Annotated in this window: 17 protein-coding genes; 6 read left to right on the top strand and 11 right to left on the bottom strand. The window is 74.2% G+C overall.

The features are described from left to right. Positions 1 to 253: 253 nt before the first annotated feature. Positions 254 to 604 carry a VOC family protein gene (locus ABT158_RS05015; RefSeq protein ID WP_352351003.1) on the top strand — a complete coding sequence of 117 codons (351 nt, stop codon included), beginning with the start codon at positions 254 to 256 and terminating at the stop codon, positions 602 to 604. 58 nt (positions 605 to 662) lie between these two features. Here the strand turns inward: ABT158_RS05015 and ABT158_RS05010 are convergent, their stop codons facing one another. After that, positions 663 to 1,739: an epoxide hydrolase family protein gene (locus tag ABT158_RS05010; protein WP_352351001.1), complete on the bottom strand. Its 1,077-nt coding sequence runs from the start codon at positions 1,737 to 1,739 to the stop codon at positions 663 to 665. A 50-nt stretch (positions 1,740 to 1,789) separates the two neighbouring features. Here ABT158_RS05010 and ABT158_RS05005 point away from each other — a divergent pair, with 50 nt between their 5' ends. Together ABT158_RS05005 and ABT158_RS05000 are read left to right on the top strand one after the other, a co-directional pair. Further along, positions 1,790 to 2,734, top strand: a complete 945-nt coding sequence (locus ABT158_RS05005; RefSeq protein WP_352350999.1) for a helix-turn-helix transcriptional regulator — start codon at positions 1,790 to 1,792, stop codon at positions 2,732 to 2,734. A gap of 7 nt (positions 2,735 to 2,741) precedes the next feature. Beyond that, positions 2,742 to 3,515, top strand: coding sequence for a thioesterase family protein (locus tag ABT158_RS05000; RefSeq protein WP_352350997.1), 774 nt, complete (start codon positions 2,742 to 2,744; stop codon positions 3,513 to 3,515). A gap of 25 nt (positions 3,516 to 3,540) precedes the next feature. Here ABT158_RS05000 and gnd read toward each other — a convergent pair whose 3' ends face one another. Together gnd and ABT158_RS04990 are read right to left on the bottom strand one after the other, a co-directional pair. Then, on the bottom strand, positions 3,541 to 4,965 hold the full coding sequence (gene gnd, locus ABT158_RS04995) for an NADP-dependent phosphogluconate dehydrogenase (protein WP_352350995.1): 1,425 nt from the start codon (positions 4,963 to 4,965) through the stop codon (positions 3,541 to 3,543). 68 nt (positions 4,966 to 5,033) lie between these two features. Beyond that, positions 5,034 to 5,726, bottom strand: coding sequence for an HAD family hydrolase (locus tag ABT158_RS04990; RefSeq protein WP_352351780.1), 693 nt, complete (start codon positions 5,724 to 5,726; stop codon positions 5,034 to 5,036). A gap of 24 nt (positions 5,727 to 5,750) precedes the next feature. On the opposite strand from ABT158_RS04990, the gene ABT158_RS04985 reads away from it, so the two are divergent. Further along, positions 5,751 to 6,395: an SDR family oxidoreductase gene (locus ABT158_RS04985; RefSeq protein WP_352350993.1), complete on the top strand. Its 645-nt coding sequence runs from the start codon at positions 5,751 to 5,753 to the stop codon at positions 6,393 to 6,395. 81 nt (positions 6,396 to 6,476) lie between these two features. Beyond that, positions 6,477 to 8,981, top strand: coding sequence for an ATP-dependent Clp protease ATP-binding subunit (locus tag ABT158_RS04980; protein WP_352350991.1), 2,505 nt, complete (start codon positions 6,477 to 6,479; stop codon positions 8,979 to 8,981). A 4-nt stretch (positions 8,982 to 8,985) separates the two neighbouring features. Here ABT158_RS04980 and ptsP read toward each other — a convergent pair whose 3' ends face one another. Genes ptsP through ABT158_RS04940 form a run of 8 tightly spaced genes read right to left on the bottom strand, consistent with a single transcriptional unit; the run spans position 8,986 to position 15,605 of the window. Continuing rightward, positions 8,986 to 10,575, bottom strand: a complete 1,590-nt coding sequence (gene ptsP, locus ABT158_RS04975; protein WP_352350989.1) for a phosphoenolpyruvate--protein phosphotransferase — start codon at positions 10,573 to 10,575, stop codon at positions 8,986 to 8,988. Beyond that, positions 10,568 to 10,882, bottom strand: coding sequence for an HPr family phosphocarrier protein (locus tag ABT158_RS04970; RefSeq protein WP_352350987.1), 315 nt, complete (start codon positions 10,880 to 10,882; stop codon positions 10,568 to 10,570). The genes ptsP and ABT158_RS04970 overlap by 8 nt, the downstream gene beginning before the upstream one ends. Positions 10,883 to 10,894: 12 nt before the next feature. Beyond that, a complete protein-coding gene (locus ABT158_RS04965) occupies positions 10,895 to 11,899 on the bottom strand; it encodes a zinc-dependent dehydrogenase (RefSeq protein WP_352350985.1) in 1,005 nt (334 codons plus the stop codon). Next, positions 11,896 to 12,321 (bottom strand): PTS mannitol transporter subunit IIA, encoded by a 426-nt coding sequence (locus ABT158_RS04960; RefSeq protein WP_352350983.1) that lies wholly within the window; start codon positions 12,319 to 12,321, stop codon positions 11,896 to 11,898. Before ABT158_RS04960 ends, ABT158_RS04965 begins: the two co-directional genes overlap by 4 nt. Further along, a complete protein-coding gene (locus ABT158_RS04955; RefSeq protein WP_352350981.1) occupies positions 12,314 to 12,622 on the bottom strand; it encodes a PTS sugar transporter subunit IIBC family protein in 309 nt (102 codons plus the stop codon). Before ABT158_RS04955 ends, ABT158_RS04960 begins: the two co-directional genes overlap by 8 nt. Positions 12,623 to 12,625: 3 nt before the next feature. Continuing rightward, positions 12,626 to 13,831, bottom strand: a complete 1,206-nt coding sequence (gene mtlA / locus ABT158_RS04950) for a mannitol-specific PTS transporter subunit IIC (RefSeq protein WP_352350979.1) — start codon at positions 13,829 to 13,831, stop codon at positions 12,626 to 12,628. 32 nt (positions 13,832 to 13,863) lie between these two features. Next, positions 13,864 to 14,847 carry a 1-phosphofructokinase gene (gene pfkB / locus ABT158_RS04945; protein WP_352350977.1) on the bottom strand — a complete coding sequence of 328 codons (984 nt, stop codon included), beginning with the start codon at positions 14,845 to 14,847 and terminating at the stop codon, positions 13,864 to 13,866. After that, complete coding sequence (locus ABT158_RS04940; RefSeq protein ID WP_352350975.1) at positions 14,844 to 15,605, bottom strand: DeoR/GlpR family DNA-binding transcription regulator; 762 nt, start codon at positions 15,603 to 15,605, stop codon at positions 14,844 to 14,846. Before ABT158_RS04940 ends, pfkB begins: the two co-directional genes overlap by 4 nt. Before the next feature lie 102 nt (positions 15,606 to 15,707). Here ABT158_RS04940 and ABT158_RS04935 point away from each other — a divergent pair, with 102 nt between their 5' ends. After that, positions 15,708 to 16,568 carry a D-alanyl-D-alanine carboxypeptidase family protein gene (locus tag ABT158_RS04935; RefSeq protein ID WP_352350973.1) on the top strand — a complete coding sequence of 287 codons (861 nt, stop codon included), beginning with the start codon at positions 15,708 to 15,710 and terminating at the stop codon, positions 16,566 to 16,568. The last annotated feature ends 14 nt before the right edge of the window (positions 16,569 to 16,582 follow it).

The raw sequence follows: 16,582 nt of genomic DNA, 5'->3' as shown, positions 1-16,582 counted from the left end.
GCGCGTCCCCGGGGGTACGGCGTCGGCCGGGGTACGCGCCGGAGGCAGTACGGCGAGGGGGCGGCGGCGTGGGACGGGGGCCGTACGGCGGGGACGCGGGGCCGTTCGGCGGAGACGTGCGACGAGTGCGGCTGAGACGTGCGGCGGTGGGGGTGGGGGTGTGTGGCGGAGGGCCGTGTGTGGCGGCGGTGGGGGCGGGTGGGGTGCAAGGATGTTCAAGACCTTGGGGGGTGACACCGGCAAGGGTGGTGGCATGACAACAGTGATTTCCTCCATAGTCTTCGACTGCGCCGACCCCGTCGCCCTGGCGGGCTTCTACGCCAAGGCGACCGGCTGGCAGGTCGGCGACTCCGACCCCGGCTACGCCACCGTCACCGGCGGCCCCGTGCCGCTGGCCTTCCAGCGGATCGACGGCTACCAGGGTCCGGGCTGGCCCAACGACGGCAAGCACGTGCACCTCGACCTCACCGTCCCCGACGTCGAGGAGGCCAGGCGGGCGCTGGTCGCCCTGGGCGCCACCCTGCCCGGCCACCAGCCGGGCGGCGACGACTGGACGGTGCTGCTCGACCCCGAGGGCCACCCGTTCTGCGTGATGCCCGGCTAGAGCTCGGCGAAGCAACGAACTGCCCGGCTAGAGCTCGGCGAAGGAACGAAGCGCCCGGCTAGAGGTCGGCGAAGAACGTCCTGACGTCCTCGGCCAGCAGGTCGGGGGCCTGCAGGGCGGCGTAGTGGCCGCCGCGCGCCGGCTCCGACCAGCGCACCACGTTGTGGGAGCGCTCGGCGTAGCGGCGGACCGTGCTGTCGCCGGGGAAGACGGCCACGGCCGTCGGCGTCCTGCCGGGCTCGGCGGGCGGCGCCCAGTCGCCGCCGCTCTCGCGGTACAGGCGGGCGGCGGAGCCGGCGGTGCCGGTCAGCCAGGTGATGGTGACGTTCGTCAGGATGTCGTCGGGGGCGACCCCGCCGACGTCCTGGCCCCAGCTCGCGAACGCGTCCAGGTGCCAGGCGAGCTGGCCGGCCGGCGAGTCGGCCAGGGCGTAGGCGAGGGTCTGCGGCCTGGTGCTCTGGATGGCGGCGTACCCGGAGAACTCGCGGTGCCAGCGCTCGATCCGCCGCGCGCGCTCGGTCTCGGCCTCGGTCAGGCCGGACTGGTCGTCGGAGACGAACGCCGTCAGCGCGTTCAGGTGCACGCCCGCCACCCGCTCGGGCGCCATCCGGGCCAGGGCGGGCGAGACGAGCGAGCCGAAGTCGCCGCCCTGGAGGCCGTACCGGTGGTAGCCGAGGCGGTCCATGAGCTCGATCCAGGCGGCGGCGACCCGGCGCACGCCCCAGCCGGTCTCGGTGGTGGGGCCGGAGAAGGCGAATCCGGGCACGGACGGGATGACGAGGTGGAAGTCGCGGCTGAGCGCCTCGGCCACGCGGGAGAAGTCGGCGAACGTGCTCGGCCAGCCGTGCGTCAGCAGCAGGGGCAGCGCGCCGGGACGCGGCGAGCGCACGTGGGCGAAGTGCACGCGCTGGCCGTCGATCTCGGTCGTGTGCTGCGGCAGCTCGTTGAGCCGCGCCTCGTGCGCCCGCCAGTCGTAGCCGTCCAGCCAGTACGCGGCCAGCTCGCGCACGGCCTCGGGCGGCACGCCGTACGACCAGCCGACCCCCTCCAGGGCGTCCGGCCAGCGCGTACGGTTCAGCCGCGCCCGCAGGTCGTCGATCGCGGACTGCGGGATGTCGATGACGAATCGGTTCATGCCGCCCACGCTAGGCAGCATTGCGGCCAGGATCGGGCCACAATGGACCGGTGCTCGACACCTCGGCGCGGCTCCTGCGCCTGCTCTCCCTCCTGCAGACCCGGCGCGAGTGGCCCGGCGCGGAGCTGTCGCAACGGCTCGGCGTGGCCCCGCGCACGCTGCGCCGCGACATCGACCGGCTGCGCAGCCTCGGCTACCCGGTGGGCTCCACCCCGGGGGTGGCCGGCGGCTACCGGCTCGGCCCCGGTGCTGAGCTGCCGCCGCTGCTGCTCGACGACGAGGAGGCCGTGGCGGTCGCGGTCGGCCTGCGCACGGCCGCCGGCGGCACGGTGACGGGCATCGAGGAGACCTCGCTGCGCGCCCTGGCCAAGCTCGAACAGGTGCTGCCCGCCCGCCTGCGGCAGCGCGTCAACGCCCTGCAGACGCACACCGTGCGCGTCGGCGGGCAGGGCCCGACGGTCGATCCCGAGCTGCTGACCCGCATCACCGCCGCCTGCCGCGACCGCGAGCAGCTGCGCTTCGACTACACCGACCACGAGGGCGCCGTCACGCTGCGGAAGGCCGAGCCGCACAGCCTGGTCAGCAAGGGCAGCCGGTGGTACCTGGTCGGCTGGGACGTCGACCGCCACGACTGGCGCACGTACCGGGCCGACCGGATCGAGGTGCGCACGCCCAACGGCCCGCGCTTCGTCCCGCGCGAGCCGCCGGAGCCCGACGTCGCCGCCTGGGTGCGGCACCGGCTCGGCCACCAGATGTGGCCGCTCCAGGCCCGCTTCCTGGTCCACGCCCCGGCCGGACGGCTGGCCGGTCGCATCGGCGGCGAGGTAGAGCCGGTGGACGAGACCACCTGCGTGCTCACCATGCGCGGCGACGACCTGCACCTGATGGCCGTGGCCGTGGCCTTCCTCGACCTCGACTTCGAGGTGCTCGAACCGGCCGAGCTGAAGGAACGTCTGCACGCCCTGGGACGGCGGCTGCTCTCTTCCAGAATATGATTCGGTGATGGCCACGTCAGCGTTCTTCACGCGCAAGGAGGGCGAGTTCGTGCCCGCCCCGCACGCGCGCAGCCCCTGGTCCCCCGACATGCTCCACGGCCGCCTGCTCGGCGGCCTGGCGGCGAGCGCCCTGGAGGCGCGGCACGGCGAGCCCGGCCTGCACTTCGCCAGGCTCACCGTCGACCTGTTCCGCAACAGCCCCATGCTGCCGGTCACGGTGGAGACCACCCTGGTCAGGGACGGACGGCGGATCCGGGTCGCCGACGCCGTGCTCTCCACCGGACAGGGCGTGATCGGCCGGGCCTCGGCCGTGCTCCTGCGGCAGGGCGAGCAGCCCGGCGGCCGGCTGCCGCACACGCCCGCCTGGGACGAGCCGCCGCCCGCCGGCGACCCGGCCGCGGGGCAGGGCTGGAAGCCGCCGTTCGACCTGTGGCGGCTGACCGAGTGGGGGCAGGGCGGGCGCGACCGGGTGTGGCTGCGCGAGACCTGCCCGCTGGTGGACGACGAGCCGCTGACGCCGCTCACCCGCGCCGCCCTGGCCGCCGACTTCGCCAGCCCGCTGGCCAACGTCGGCTCGGCGGGCGTCAGCTTCATCAACGCCGACTACACGCTGACGCTGGCCCGGCTGCCCGAGGGCGAGCTGATCGGCGTCGAGGCCACCGGCCACCTCAGCGCCGGCGGCGTCGCGACCGGCCAGGTCACCCTGCACGACACGGCCGGCCCGATCGGGTTCTGCGTGGTCACGGCGGTGGCCAACCCGGTCGCCCTGACCAGCCGCTGACCGTCCGCCGAGCCACGGCGGGCGGTCAGGCGGGGTGCTCGGCGCGGTCGCCCGACCAGTCGGTGTGGAAGGCGCCCTCCCGGTCCACCCGGTGGTAGGTGTGCGCGCCGAAGTAGTCGCGCAGCCCCTGCACCAGCGCGGCCGGCAGGCGGTCGCGGCGCAGCCCGTCGTAGTAGGCCAGCGCGGAGGAGAAGCCCGGCGTCGGCACGCCGATCCGCACGGCCGTGGTCACCACGCGCCGCCACGCCTCCTGCGCGGCGTTCAGCGCGGCGGCGAAGGTCGGGTCGGCCAGCAGCGTCGGAAGCCGCCGGTCGGCGTCGTAGGCGGCGCGGATGCGGTCGAGGAACTTGGCCCTGATGATGCAGCCGCCGCGCCAGATGGTGGCCATGGCGCCCGGATCGACGTCCCAGCCGTACTCCTTGGAGGCGGCGGCGATCTGGTCGAAGCCCTGCGCGTAGGCGACGATCTTGGACGCGTACAGGGCCTGGCGCACGTCCTCGATCAGCTCGCGGCCGCCGACGCCGGACAGCTGCGGGCCCTCCAGCGACGCGGCGGCGGCGCGCTGCTCCGGATGGCCCGACAACGCGCGGGCGAAGACCGCCTCGGCGATGCCGGTCACCGGCACGCCCAGGTCGAGCGCGCTCTGCACGGTCCAGCGGCCGGTGCCCTTCTGCTCGGCCTGGTCCACCACGACGTCCACGAACGGCTTGCCCGTGGCCGCGTCGACCTGCTCCAGCACCTCGGCGGTGATCTCGATCAGGTACGAGTCCAGGTCGCCCCGGTTCCACTCCCTGAACACCTCGGCCAGCTCGGCCGGCGTCGCCCCCAGGGCCTGGCGCAGCAGGTCGTAGGACTCGGCGATGAGCTGCATGTCCGAGTACTCGATGCCGTTGTGCACCATCTTCACGAAGTGCCCGGCGCCGTCGGGGCCGACGTGCACCGCGCACGGCACCCCGTCCACCTTGGCGGAGATGTCCTGCAGGATCGGGCCCAGCGCCTCCCACGACTCCTTCGAGCCGCCCGGCATGATGCTCGGTCCGAGCAGCGCGCCCTCCTCGCCGCCGGAGATGCCGGTGCCGACGAAATGGATGCCGCGCTCGCGCAGCGCCGCCTCACGACGACGGGTGTCCTGGAAATGCGCGTTGCCGCCGTCGACGATCATGTCGCCCGGCTCCATCAGCTCGGCGAGCTGGTCGATCACCGCGTCGGTGCCGGGACCCGCCTTCACCATGATGATCGCCCGGCGCGGCCGCTTCAGCGACGCCACGAAGGCGGCCAGCTCCTCGGCCGGCACGAACGTGCCCTCCCCGCCGAACTCCCTGACCAGCTGCTGGGTGCGGGCCGTCGTGCGGTTGTGCACGGCGACGGCGTACCCGTGCCTGGCCAGGTTCCTGGCCAGGTTGCGCCCCATGGTGGCCAGGCCGGTGACGCCGATGTCTGCCAAGTCCATCTCAATGCTCCTCTGTGGGGGATACGCACGATCAAGCTGGGAGGTTCGGCGAGATATTCCCCCTTCGCTCAGGACGGGGAGCGCACGCCGAGCTCGTCCAGCCTGGCGAGCATGTCCGCCGGATCGGCGTACACGCGGAAGGCCCCGGCGCGTTCGAGCTCGTCCCTGCCATATCCACCGGACAGCAGCCCGATGCCGAGCGCGCCCGCCCGGCGGGCGGCCAGCAGATCCCAGACGCTGTCGCCCACCACCATCGCATGCAGCGGGTCCACCCGGACGAGCGCCGCACCGGCCAGGAACAGATCCGGGTCCGGCTTGGCCCGCCGCACCTGGTCGCGGGTGACCATCGGGGTGTCCTCCGGCAGGCCGAGCATGCCCAGCGCGAGCCGGGCCGTACGGGCGTAGCCGCTGGTCGCGATGGCCCACGGCACGCCGCGCGCGGACAGCTCGCCGAGCAGCTCGGCCGCCCCCGGCAGCGGCCGGACCGACGCCACCTGCTGCTCGTACGCCTCGGCGTGGGTGACCTGCAACTCGTCGATCTGCTCCTGGGTCAGCTTCAGCCCGGTCTCGCGCAGCAGCGCGCTGACGAACAGGCCGCCGCTCATGCCGATGCGCCGGTGGATGCGCCACACCGACAGGTCGATCCCCATCCCGGACAGCGCCTGCCGCCAGGCGATGACGTGCTGGTAGACGCTGTCGATCAGGGTGCCGTCCAGGTCGAACAGGAACGCGGGCGTGGGGGCCTGCGGGAAGTCGTTCATGACGTCCATGACACCATGGGAGGCATGCGGATCATCATCGCGGGTGGCCACGGCAAGATCGCGCTGCGGCTGGCCGAGCGGCTCAGGTCCGGCGCGGTCGGCCTGGTGCGCAACCCCGCGCACGTGGCCGACGTCGAGGCCACCGGGGCCGAGGCCGTGCTGTGCGACCTGGAGCGGGCCACCGCCGACGAGGTGACGGAGATCCTGCGCGGCGCCGACGCCGTGATCTTCGCGGCCGGCGCCGGGCCGGGCAGCGGCGCGGCCCGCAAGGACACCGTCGACCGGGCCGCGTCCGTCCTGATGGCCGACGCCGCCGAGCGGGCGGGCGTGCGGCGGTTCATCCAGATCTCCTCCATGGGCGCCGGCCGCCCGCCCGCGCCGGGCAGCGACGCGGTCTGGGCCGCCTACATCGAGGCCAAGACCGCCGCCGAGGACGACCTGCGCGCCCGCGACGGCCTGGCCTGGACGATCCTGCGCCCCGGCCGCCTGACCGACGAGCCCGGCACGGGCCTGGTCCGGCTGGCCCCGGAGGTGCCGCCCGGCTCGGTGCCGCGCGACGACGTGGCCGCCGTCGTGATGGCGCTGCTGGAGAACCCGGGCACCGCGCATCGCACGCTGGAGCTCGTCTCGGGCGACACCCCCGTCATCGACCTCATCGCCACCGAGTAATGCGTCCCCTTTGCCGATTGCTGGCTATGACTTGCGGCTTCTTCGGCTAGATGTCCCCCTGATGCACTAGGGGGAGATCAAATGTCCGACATGCCGTTCAGGTCGTTCTTCGGGGGAGATCCGTTCAGGGGGTTCGAGGAGCTCACAGGGCGGGTGTTCGGCGGGATGGAGGGCTGGCCGCCGTCCCGTCCCAGCGTGCAGCGGGTGGACGTGGGCAAGCTGCTCAGCGCCTCGGCCAGGGAGGTGCTCAGCCGGGCCCTGGAGGTCGCCGGGCAGCGCGGCGCCCAGGACATGGACGTCCTCGACATCCTCGACGCGCTGACCGAGTCCGACGCCACCCGCCCGCTGATGCAGGCGGCAGGCGTCGACCTCGGCAGGCTGCGCGACCGCATCGACGCCCTGACGGGACCCGGCACCGGCACCGAGCCGCCCACCACGCTCACCCCGGCGGCCAAACGCGCCGTCCTGGACGCCCAGCGCATCTCCCGCGCCCTCCAGTCCTCCTACATCGGCCCCGAGCACCTGCTGCTCGCCCTGGCCGCCAACCCCGACTCCGCGGCCGCCCGGCTGCTCCAGGAGCAGGGCGTCTCGGCCAACGAGCTGCAGCAGGCCATCATGTCCGGCGCGTCCCGCCAGCAGCACGGCGACGGGCGGCGGCCCACGGACACCCCCGCGCTCGACGAGTACGGCCGCGACCTGACCGAGGAGGCCAGGCAGGGCAGGATCGACCCGGTCGTCGGCCGCGAGGACGAGATCGAGCAGGCCATCGAGGTGCTCTCGCGGCGCACCAAGAACAACCCGTGCCTGATCGGCGAGCCCGGCGTCGGCAAGACCGCCATCGTCGAGGGCATCGCCCAGCGCATCGTGAACGGCAGCGTGCCCGACACGCTCAAGGACCGCCGCGTCGTCGCGCTCGACCTGACCGGCATGGTCGCCGGGTCGAAGTACCGGGGCGAGTTCGAGGAGCGCATCAAGAAGGTCATCGACGAGGTGCGCGCGCACGCCGACGAGACCATCGTCTTCATCGACGAGGTGCACACCCTGGTCGGCGCCGGCTCGGCCGAGGGCGGCATGGACGCGGCCAACATCCTCAAGCCCGCCCTGGCCCGCGGCGAGCTGCACGTCATCGCCGCCACCACGATCGACGAGTACCGCAAGAACATCGAGAAGGACGCCGCGCTCGAACGCCGTTTCCAGCCCATCCTGGTCAGCGAGCCCACCGTCGAGCAGACGGTCGAGATCCTGGCCGGGCTGCGCGACGCCTACGAGGCCCACCACCAGGTCCGCATCACCGACGAGGCCCTGGACGCCGCCGCCAACCTCTCGGCCCGCTACATCTCCGACCGTTTCCTGCCCGACAAGGCCATCGACCTGATGGACCAGGCCTCGGCCCGGGTCCGGCTGCGCTCGCGCACCCCCGGCAGCGACGTGCGCGAGCTGGAGGAACGCCTGGAGTCGCTGCGCCGCGACAAGGACCAGGCGGTCACCTCCGACGACTTCGACCGGGCCAAGGAGCTCACCGTCCAGATCGACAAGCTCCGTCCCGAGCTGGACCGCGCCCGGCAGGGCCACGACACCGTCCCGCAGGTCATGGTGGAGGACATCGCCGAGGTCGTCTCCCGGCGTACCGGCATTCCCGTCACCCAGCTCACCGAGCAGGAGCGCGAGCGGCTGATGCGGCTGGAGGAGCACCTGCACGAGCGGGTCATCGGCCAGGACGAGGCCGTCACCGCCATCGCCGAGGCGGTGCGCAGGGCCAGGGCGGGCCTGTCGGACCCCAACCGGCCCATCGGCAGCTTCCTGTTCCTCGGCCCGACCGGGGTCGGCAAGACCGAGCTGGCCAGGGCGCTGGCCGCCGCGCTGTTCGGCGGCGAGGACCACATGGTGCGCATCGACATGAGCGAGTTCCAGGAGCGGCACACTGTCTCCCGCCTGATCGGCGCGCCCCCCGGGTACGTCGGCTACGAGGAGGCCGGCCAGCTCACCGAGGCCGTCCGCCGCCGCCCGCACGGCGTCATCCTGCTCGACGAGATCGAGAAGGCCCACCCCGACGTCATGAACATCCTGCTCCAGATGCTCGACGACGGCCGCCTGACCGACGGCCAGGGCCGCACGGTCGACTTCACCAACACCATCGTCATCATGACCAGCAACATCGGCGCCCAGCTCATCCTGGACGCCGAGGGCGACACCCCGAGCCTGCAGGACGAGCTCATGGACCTGCTGCGCCACTCCCTGCGCCCCGAGCTGCTCAACCGCATCGACGAGGTGATCATCTTCAAGCGGCTGGAACGCGAGCAGCTGCGCCAGATCGTGGACCTGCTGCTGGAGCGCACCCGGCAGCGGCTGCGCGGCCAGAACGTCACCCTGGAGGTCAGTGACGAGGCCAAGGACTGGCTGGCCCGGCGCGGCTACCAGCCCGAGTTCGGCGCCCGCCCGCTGCGCCGGACCGTGCAGCGGGAACTGGACAACCGCCTGTCCACGATGCTGCTGACCGGCGAGGTGGCCGAGGGCGGCAAGGTCACCGTGGACGTCGAGGACGACCGGCTCCGGCTCAGGGCCCACAACCCCGAGCCGGTCGGCTGACCGGTCAGCGCCGCGGCAGGCGGGCGCGCTCCCGGCACTCCTCCAGGGTGAGGGCCGCCAGCGCCTCGCGGACGACGGGCACGCACACGGGGGCCATCGACAGGCTGGACACCCCGAGCCCCACCAGCAGCGGCGCGACCGCCGGGTCGCCGGCGGCCTCGCCGCACACCCCGACCGGCTTGCCCGCCCGCAGCCCGGCCTCGGCGCACATGCCGACCAGCCGCAGCAGGGCGGGCTGGGCCGGGTCGAGCAGGTCGGACAGGCCGGGATGCTGCCGGTCGGCGGCGAAGGTGTACTGGGCCAGGTCGTTGGTGCCGACGCTGAGGAAGTCCACCTCGGCCAGCAGCTCGTCGGCCTGGAGGGCGGCGGCGGGCACCTCGACCATCACGCCCGCGCGGGCGAGGCCGCGGGCGCGCACGCGGCGGGCGAAGTCGGCGGCCTCGCGCGCGGTGGTCACCATCGGGGCCATCACCCGCACGTCGGCGCCCGTGGCGCGGGCGGCCTCGGCGATGGCGTCGAGCTGGGCGTCCAGGACGCCGGGCAGCACGCGGTCGACGCGCAGGCCGCGCACGCCCAGGGCCGGGTTGGGCTCGGCCGGCAGGCCGAGGAAGGGCAGCGGCTTGTCGGTGCCGGCGTCGAGCGTGCGCACGGTCACCGGCCCGCCTCCGGCGAACACCTCCGCGTACGCGGCGACCTGCTCCTCGTGGGAGGGCGGCAGCCTGCGGCCGAGGAACAGGAACTCGGTGCGGAACAGGCCCACGCCCTCCGCGCCCGGCCGCAGGTCCGCGGCCGAGCCGATGTTGTGCAGCAGCCTCACCGGGTGGCCGTCGGCGGTCCTGCCGGGCCCGGCGCCGGCGGCCAGCCGCTCGCGGTCGCGCCGGTCGGACTCCCGTACGCGGTCGGCCTCCTCGCCGGTGAGGCCGACCGTGACCTCGCCGGTGACGCCGTCCACGCCGACCACCGTCCCGTCGGGGACGTCCGTGACGCCCGCGCAGGCCACCACGGCGGGCAGGCCGCGGCCGCGGGCCAGGATCGCGGTGTGGCTGGTGGGCCCGCCGCGCTCGGTCACCAGCGCCAGCACCCGCGGGCCCAGGCCGACGGTGTCGGCGGGCGACAGATCCGCGGCCACCAGCACGAACGGATGGCCGGGGTCGGGCACGCCGGGCATGGGCAGGCCCAGGGCGGCGGCCACCGCGCGAGACCTGAGGTCGTCGAGGTCGGCGGCCCGCTCGGCGAGGTAGCCGCCGAGCGCGGCCAGGGCCTTCTGGTGCGCGGAGAAGGCGGCGTCCAGGGCGTGGGGGGCGTCCAGGCCGTCGTCGCGCACGTGCGCCTCGGCCTGCTCGCGCAGCTCCGGGTCGGCGGCCATCATGGCCAGCGCCTCCAGGATCTCGGCCCCTTCGGCGCCCGCGTGGGCGGCGCGGCGTTCCAGGTCGGCGGCGAGGGCGTCGAGGGCCTTCGCCGCGGCGGCCGTCTCGGCGCCGGGGTCGGTGACCCGGCGCGGGGCGGGCAGCACGGGCGGGGCCGCCATCCGCACCACCGGCCCGGCGGTGCGGCCCTGGCTGACCCCCACCCCCTTCAGCGTCGCCTCAGGCATCGAGCGCCTCACCGGCCGCAGTCTCAGCCGCGCCCGGCGCGGGGACGGCGTCGAGGTCGCGGGACAGCAGGGCGGCCAGCGCGTCGAGCGCCTCCTCGGCGCCCGCGCCCTCGGCCTCCAGCGTCACCACCGTGCCCTGCACCGCGCCCAGCGACAACACCCCCAGCATGCTGCCCGCCGGCACCGACCGCTCGCCGAGCCGCACCCGCACCGGCACCCCGAGCCGGGCCGCCTCCCGCACGAACACCTTCGCCGGACGCGCGTGCAGGCCGCCGGCAGAGGCCACGGCCACCGTTCGACTCGCCATCGCCACCCTCCTTCAGGGTTCTATCGTCACCTTGATCGCCTTGCCCGTGCTGACGAGGTCGATCCCGTCGAGCACCCGGGGCAGCGGCAGCCGGTGGGTGATCAGGTCGGACACCACGACGGCGCCCTCGGCCACCAGGCGCAGGGCCTCGGCGTTGTGCGCGGGGCTGGAGCCGTTCGCGCCCACGATGGTCAGCTCCCGGTAGTGGACCAGGTTGGCGTCGAGCGCGATGACCGGGTCGTCCTTCGGCAGCCCGCCGAAGAAGCTCACCCGGCCCTGCCGGGCGGCCATCCGGACCGCCTGCTCCTGGGCCGCGCCGGAGGCCGCCGCGGTGATCACGACGTCGGCGCCGCGGCCGCCGGTCAGCTTGAGCACCTGCCCGACGGCGTCGGAGTCGATCACCGCGTCGGGACGCACCAGCTCGGCCGCCATCGCCAGCCGGTCGGCGTTGACGTCCACCAGGAAGACCCGGGCCGCGCCGCGCGCCCGCGCCAGCCGTACGTGCAGGCAGCCGATCGGGCCCGCGCCCATCACCACGACGTCGTCGCCCGGCCCCACCCCGGCCAGCGACTGGCCGTTGAGCACGCAGGCCAGCGGCTCGGCCACCGACGCCTCGGCGAACCCGACGCCGTCCGGAACGGTGTTGACGCCGTTCACCGCCAGCACCTTGGCCGGGACGACCACGTACTCGGCGAAGCCGCCGTCGTAGTGGTAGCCCATCGACTCCTGGCGCGGGCAGACGGTCAGGCGGCCCCGGCGGCACTCCGCGCACGTCCCGCACGGGATGGCGGCGATCACCTGCACCCGCGCGCCGGTGCCCACGACCTCGCCGGCGATCTCGTGGCCCATCACGCGCGGCGGCCTGATGTGGTGGTGGCCGTACCGGAAGATCTTGGCGTCGGTGCCGCAGGTCGAGCAGTTGCGCACCCGGATCTTCAGCTCGCCCGGCCCGGCCTGCGGCTCCGGTGCGTCCTCGATCCTGATGTCGCCCGGGGCGTGGAACCTGGCTACCTTCACGTCAGCTCCTTCAGCACCTGGCCGGGCTCCGTCGCCTCGCGCAACGTCCTGGCCCGGTCGGGGTCGAGCAGGATCTCGGCCAGCGCCGCCAGCAGCGGCACGTGCCCGTCGCCGGCGGCGGCGATGCCCACGCACAGCGTGACGCGCTCGCCGTCCCAGTCGATCCCGCCGGGGAAGCGCACGACGCAGATCGCGTCGCGCGTGACGTCCCGCTTGGCGGCGGCCGTGCCGTGCGGGACGGCCACCCCCTCGCCGACGTAGGTGGAGATCGTGCGCTCGCGTTCGAGCATCGCCTCGACGTACGGCTCCGCGACCGCCCCTGTCTCCACCAGCACCCGCCCGCACCGGCGGACGGCCTCCTCCCGCGAGGCCGCGCTCTCGTGCAGCAGGATCGCCCGCGCGTCGAGCAGGTCCTCACGCATCGACGGCGCCGCCGTTCCTGATGGTGTGCACCAGCGCGGTCACCGCCGGGTCGCCGAGGAAGACCTGGAAGGACACCAGCGCCTTGCCCGGCGCGGCGGCCCTGGCCCGGGCGGCCAGCCCCGAGTGGCACACGACGACGTCGGCGTCGGCGGGGATGGAGTTCACCGGGGTGTGCTCGACGGTGACGCCGCTCTCCTTGAGCTGCTTGCGGAGCTGGGAGGCGAGCATGACGCTGCTGCCCATGCCCGCGTCGCAGGCCACGACGATCTTGTGGATGTCCTTGCTGTCGATGCCGGCCACGGCTCACGCCTCCTTGCTGACGGGTTCGGTCCTGACGGGTCGGGTGCTCGCGGGTTCGGGGCTCGCGGGTTCGGGGCTCGTGGGCTCGGTGCTCGCGGGTTCGGGCGCCGGCGGGTCCGCGACGGCGTCCTGCGGGCCGGGGACGTCCGGCGCCGGCTCCTTCTCGCCCCGGCCGAAGCCCAGCAGCACGGCGGCGACGGCGAACGAGACGGCCGTGGCCACCGCGATCCCGGCGATCGAGCCGAGCCAGCCGCCGCGCGGCGTCACCGCGAGGTAGGCGAAGATGCTGCCGGGGGAGGGCGTGGCGACCAGGCCCGCGCCGGTGATCATGAAGGTGAACACGCCGGCCGCGCCGCCCGCGATGACGGCCAGGATGAGCCGCGGCTTCATCAGCACGTACGGGAAGTAGATCTCGTGGATGCCGCCGAAGAAGTGGATGATCATCGCGGCGGGCGTGCTCGGCCGCAGCGGGCGCGGCCCGAACAGCAGGTATGCCACCAGCAGCCCGAGCCCGGGGCCGGGGTTCGACTCCAGCATGAACAGGATCGACTTGCCCTGCCGCACCGCCTCGGCCACCCCCAGCGGCCCCAGCACGCCGTGGTTGACCGCGTTGTTCAGGAACAGCACCTTGGCCGGCTCGATCAGCACCGAGGCGACCGGCAGCAGGTTGTTGGTGATCAGCCACTCGACCGCGTGGCCCGCCGCGTCGGTGACCACCCGGACGACCGGCCCGATGCCCAGCACCCCGGCCACGGCCATCGCGGCGCCCACGATGCCGGCGGTGAAGTTGTCCACCAGCATCTCGAACCCGGCCCGGGTCCGCTGCTCAGTGAACTTGTCCACATATTTCAGGATCACGGCGGCGAGCGGGCCGACGATCATCGCGCCCAGGAACATCGGGATGTCCGAGCCCACGACCACGCCCATCGCCGCCACCGCGCCGACGACCGCGCCGCGCTGCCCGTGGACCATGCGGCCGCCGGTGTAGGCGATGAGGATCGGCAGCAGGGACTTGATGACCGGGTCGACCAGCGCGGCCAGCTCCTTGTCCGGCAGCCAGCCGGTGGGGATGAACAGCGCGGTGATCAGGCCCCAGGCGATGAACGCGCCGATGTTCGGCATGATCATCCCGGCCAGATGGCCGCCTAGACGCTGGATGGTGGCCTTGACTCCGGTGCCGTGGACCGGAGGGGTGTAACTGTCGGCCATGGACGTGCTCCTTCGGGGGGATGAGCAGTGGATCAGCCGTGCGGTGAGGGGGCGACCGGCTCCGGGACGGGCGGCGCGTGCGGGACGGTGAGCGGGCGGGCCGGGTCGGGGGCTCCCGTGCGCACCCCGGCGCGGTCGATGTCGGCGGGGCCGGGCATCCTGCTGCCGGGCAGCCGGACCGCCGCCGCGCCCCAGGCCAGCGCCTCGGCCAGGGCGGGGACGCCGTGCCCGCCCGCGGCCAGGAATCCGGCCAGCATGGCGTCGCCGGCGCCGACGGAGCTGCGCGGCCCGGTGACCGCCGCCTCGCCGTACCAGACGCCGTCGTCCTGGACGAGGACGGCGCCGTCGGCCCCGAGGCTGGCCAGCACCGTGCGGGCGCCCGCGGCGCGCAGCCCGGCCGCCGCCTCGACGACGTCGCCGACCCGGCACAAGGGCCGGCCGGTCACCGCGGCCAGCTCGTCGAGGTTCGGCTTGACCAGCGCCGGACCGGCCTCCAGCGCACGGGCGAGGGCCGGGCCGCTGGTGTCCACGGCGACGTGCAGGCCCGCGGCGGCGAAGCGGCGGCACAGCCGGGCGTAGACGTCGGCGGGCACCCCGGGCGGCAGGCTGCCCGAGGCCACCACCCAGTCCGCCTCCCGCGCCGCGGCCAGCACGGTCTCGGCGATGGTGTCCAGCTCGGCCGCCGACAACGCGGGCCCCGGCTCGTTGATCTTGGTGACGGTGCCGTCGGGCTCGGCCAGCGTGACGTTGGACCGGGTCGTGCCCGCCACGGGGACGGTGACCATGTCCAGGCCCTCGGCGGCCAGCAGGCGGACGAGCTGCGCGCCCTCGTCCCCGGCGAAGGGCAGCACGGCACGGGCGGCGACGCCGTTGGCCAGCAGCGCCCGCGAGACGTTGACGCCCTTGCCGCCCGGGTCGAGCCGGGCCCGCGCGGCCCGGATCACCGCGCCCCTGGCCAGGGCGGCGATCTCGATCGTGCGGTCCAGGCTCGGGTTGAGCGTCAACGTGAGGATCACGCCCGGATCACCTCCGGCCCGGCCGCGGCGACGTCGGCGGCCAGCGCCGGGTCGATCCCGGCGTCGGTGATCACCACGTCGATCTCGCCCAGCTCGGCGAACGTGGCCAGGTAGGTGTTGCCGAACTTGGTGTGGTCGGCCAGCAGCACGCTGCGCTGCGCGGCCCGGACCATGGCCCGCTTGATCGCCGCCTCGGCCGGGTCGGGCGTGGTCAGGCCACGGGCGGGCGAGCAGCCGTTGGCGCCCATGAACGCGACGTCGACGTTGAGGTGGGCCAGCGGGCGCAGCGCCCAGTCGTCGACCGTGGCCAGCGTCTTGCCGCGCAGCCGCCCGCCCAGCACGATCACCTGGAGGTTGGCCCGCGAGGCCAGGACGGTGGCCAGCGGCGGCGAGTTGACGATCACGGTGAGCTCGCGGTCGGCGGGCAGCGCCTGGACCAGGCGGCCGGTGGTGGTGCCGGCGTCGATGATGACCGAGCCGTCCTCGGGCAGCTCGGCCAGGGCCGCCTTGGCGATGCGCTCCTTCTCCGCGGTCATCACCTCGTCGCGGGCGGCCAGCGCGGGCTCGAACCCCAGGCGCTCCACGGGGATCGCGCCGCCGTGCACCCGGCGCAGCACGCCCGCCCGTTCCAGCGCGGTCAGGTCGCGGCGGATCGTCTCGGTGGTCACGTCGAGCTCGGCGGCCAGCCGCACCACGTCGACGCGGCCCGCGTCCCGCGCTCTGCGGAGGATCTCCTGCTGCCGTTCCTCGGCGTACATGATGTTGGTTCACCGCCGTTTCTGTTTGGTTTCTCCTGTGTTTATACCCGCTTTCGTTGGACGGTCAAGGGGTGGACGACACAATCTGGTAGTTATAGGCGGGTGCGAATCAAGCCCCTGGCCGCCGCGGCGGCGGTCGTCCCCGTCGTCGCCCTGGCCACGCCCGCCCACGCCGCCGTCGCCCGCCCGATCCAGGTGCCCCCGGGCACCACGGCGGCCTGGGTGGTGTTCGACAGGAAGGCGGGCAAGATCGTCGCCGTCCGGAACGCCCACCGCAAGTTCCGCTCGGCGTCGGTCGTCAAGATCCTCATCGCGATCGACTACCTGGAGCGGCACAAGAGCGTGCCCCCGGCCGACGCCCGGCTGCTGAAGATCATGCTGCGCTCCAGCGACGACGACGCCGCCTCGGCGTTCTGGGACCGCGACGGCAAGGGGCAGATCATCGTCCGGACCGCCCGCCGGCTCGGCCTGTCCGACACCACCCCGCCGCCCGCGTCCAAGCCCGGCTTCTGGGGCTACACCTCGCTCAGCGCGTACGACGTCGTCCGCACCTACCGCTACCTGCTCGACACCGCCGACGCCCGGGTGCGCGACCTCGTCCTCGGCCACCTGCGCGCCTCCACGCCGTGCGGCACCGACGGCTTCGACCAGACCTTCGGCATCCCGCGCGCGGTGCCGAGGCCATGGGCGGTCAAGCAGGGCTGGTCCGGGTTCGGCGCGACACCGCCCGGCACGTGCGACCCCAAGGCCCTGGCCGCGCCCGTCTCGTGGATCGCGCAGCGCGCCACCGGCTCGGGCGTGCCCGACTACGGCCGGCCCGTGCTGCACACGACGGGCCTGGCCGGCGCCGGCGACCGTCTGGTCATGGCGGTGCTCACCGCCCACCCGGCGGGCAGCGCGTGGAGCGGCTCGGTCAAACGCGTCACCGACCTGACCGCGGCCCTCTACCGCTCGGTGTCGTAGCCGCGGCGGACCGG

The sequence above is a fragment of the Nonomuraea sp. NPDC001636 genome (assembly GCF_040298265.1).
Lineage (GTDB): Bacteria > Actinomycetota > Actinomycetes > Streptosporangiales > Streptosporangiaceae > Nonomuraea.
This window is presented reverse-complemented; position numbering and strand designations above follow the sequence as displayed.

Coding starts and splice junctions, on each gene's coding strand:
- ABT158_RS05015 (WP_352351003.1), top strand. CDS start 254: ATGACAACAGTGATTTCCTCCATAGTCTTCGACTGCGCCGACCCCGTC.
- ABT158_RS05010 (WP_352351001.1), bottom strand. CDS start 1,739: ATGAACCGATTCGTCATCGACATCCCGCAGTCCGCGATCGACGACCTG.
- ABT158_RS05000 (WP_352350997.1), top strand. CDS start 2,742: ATGGCCACGTCAGCGTTCTTCACGCGCAAGGAGGGCGAGTTCGTGCCC.
- gnd (WP_352350995.1), bottom strand. CDS start 4,965: ATGGACTTGGCAGACATCGGCGTCACCGGCCTGGCCACCATGGGGCGC.
- ABT158_RS04990 (WP_352351780.1), bottom strand. CDS start 5,726: ATGAACGACTTCCCGCAGGCCCCCACGCCCGCGTTCCTGTTCGACCTG.
- ABT158_RS04985 (WP_352350993.1), top strand. CDS start 5,751: ATGCGGATCATCATCGCGGGTGGCCACGGCAAGATCGCGCTGCGGCTG.
- ABT158_RS04980 (WP_352350991.1), top strand. CDS start 6,477: ATGTCCGACATGCCGTTCAGGTCGTTCTTCGGGGGAGATCCGTTCAGG.
- ptsP (WP_352350989.1), bottom strand. CDS start 10,575: ATGCCTGAGGCGACGCTGAAGGGGGTGGGGGTCAGCCAGGGCCGCACC.
- ABT158_RS04970 (WP_352350987.1), bottom strand. CDS start 10,882: ATGGCGAGTCGAACGGTGGCCGTGGCCTCTGCCGGCGGCCTGCACGCG.
- ABT158_RS04960 (WP_352350983.1), bottom strand. CDS start 12,321: ATGCGTGAGGACCTGCTCGACGCGCGGGCGATCCTGCTGCACGAGAGC.
- mtlA (WP_352350979.1), bottom strand. CDS start 13,831: ATGGCCGACAGTTACACCCCTCCGGTCCACGGCACCGGAGTCAAGGCC.
- ABT158_RS04940 (WP_352350975.1), bottom strand. CDS start 15,605: ATGTACGCCGAGGAACGGCAGCAGGAGATCCTCCGCAGAGCGCGGGAC.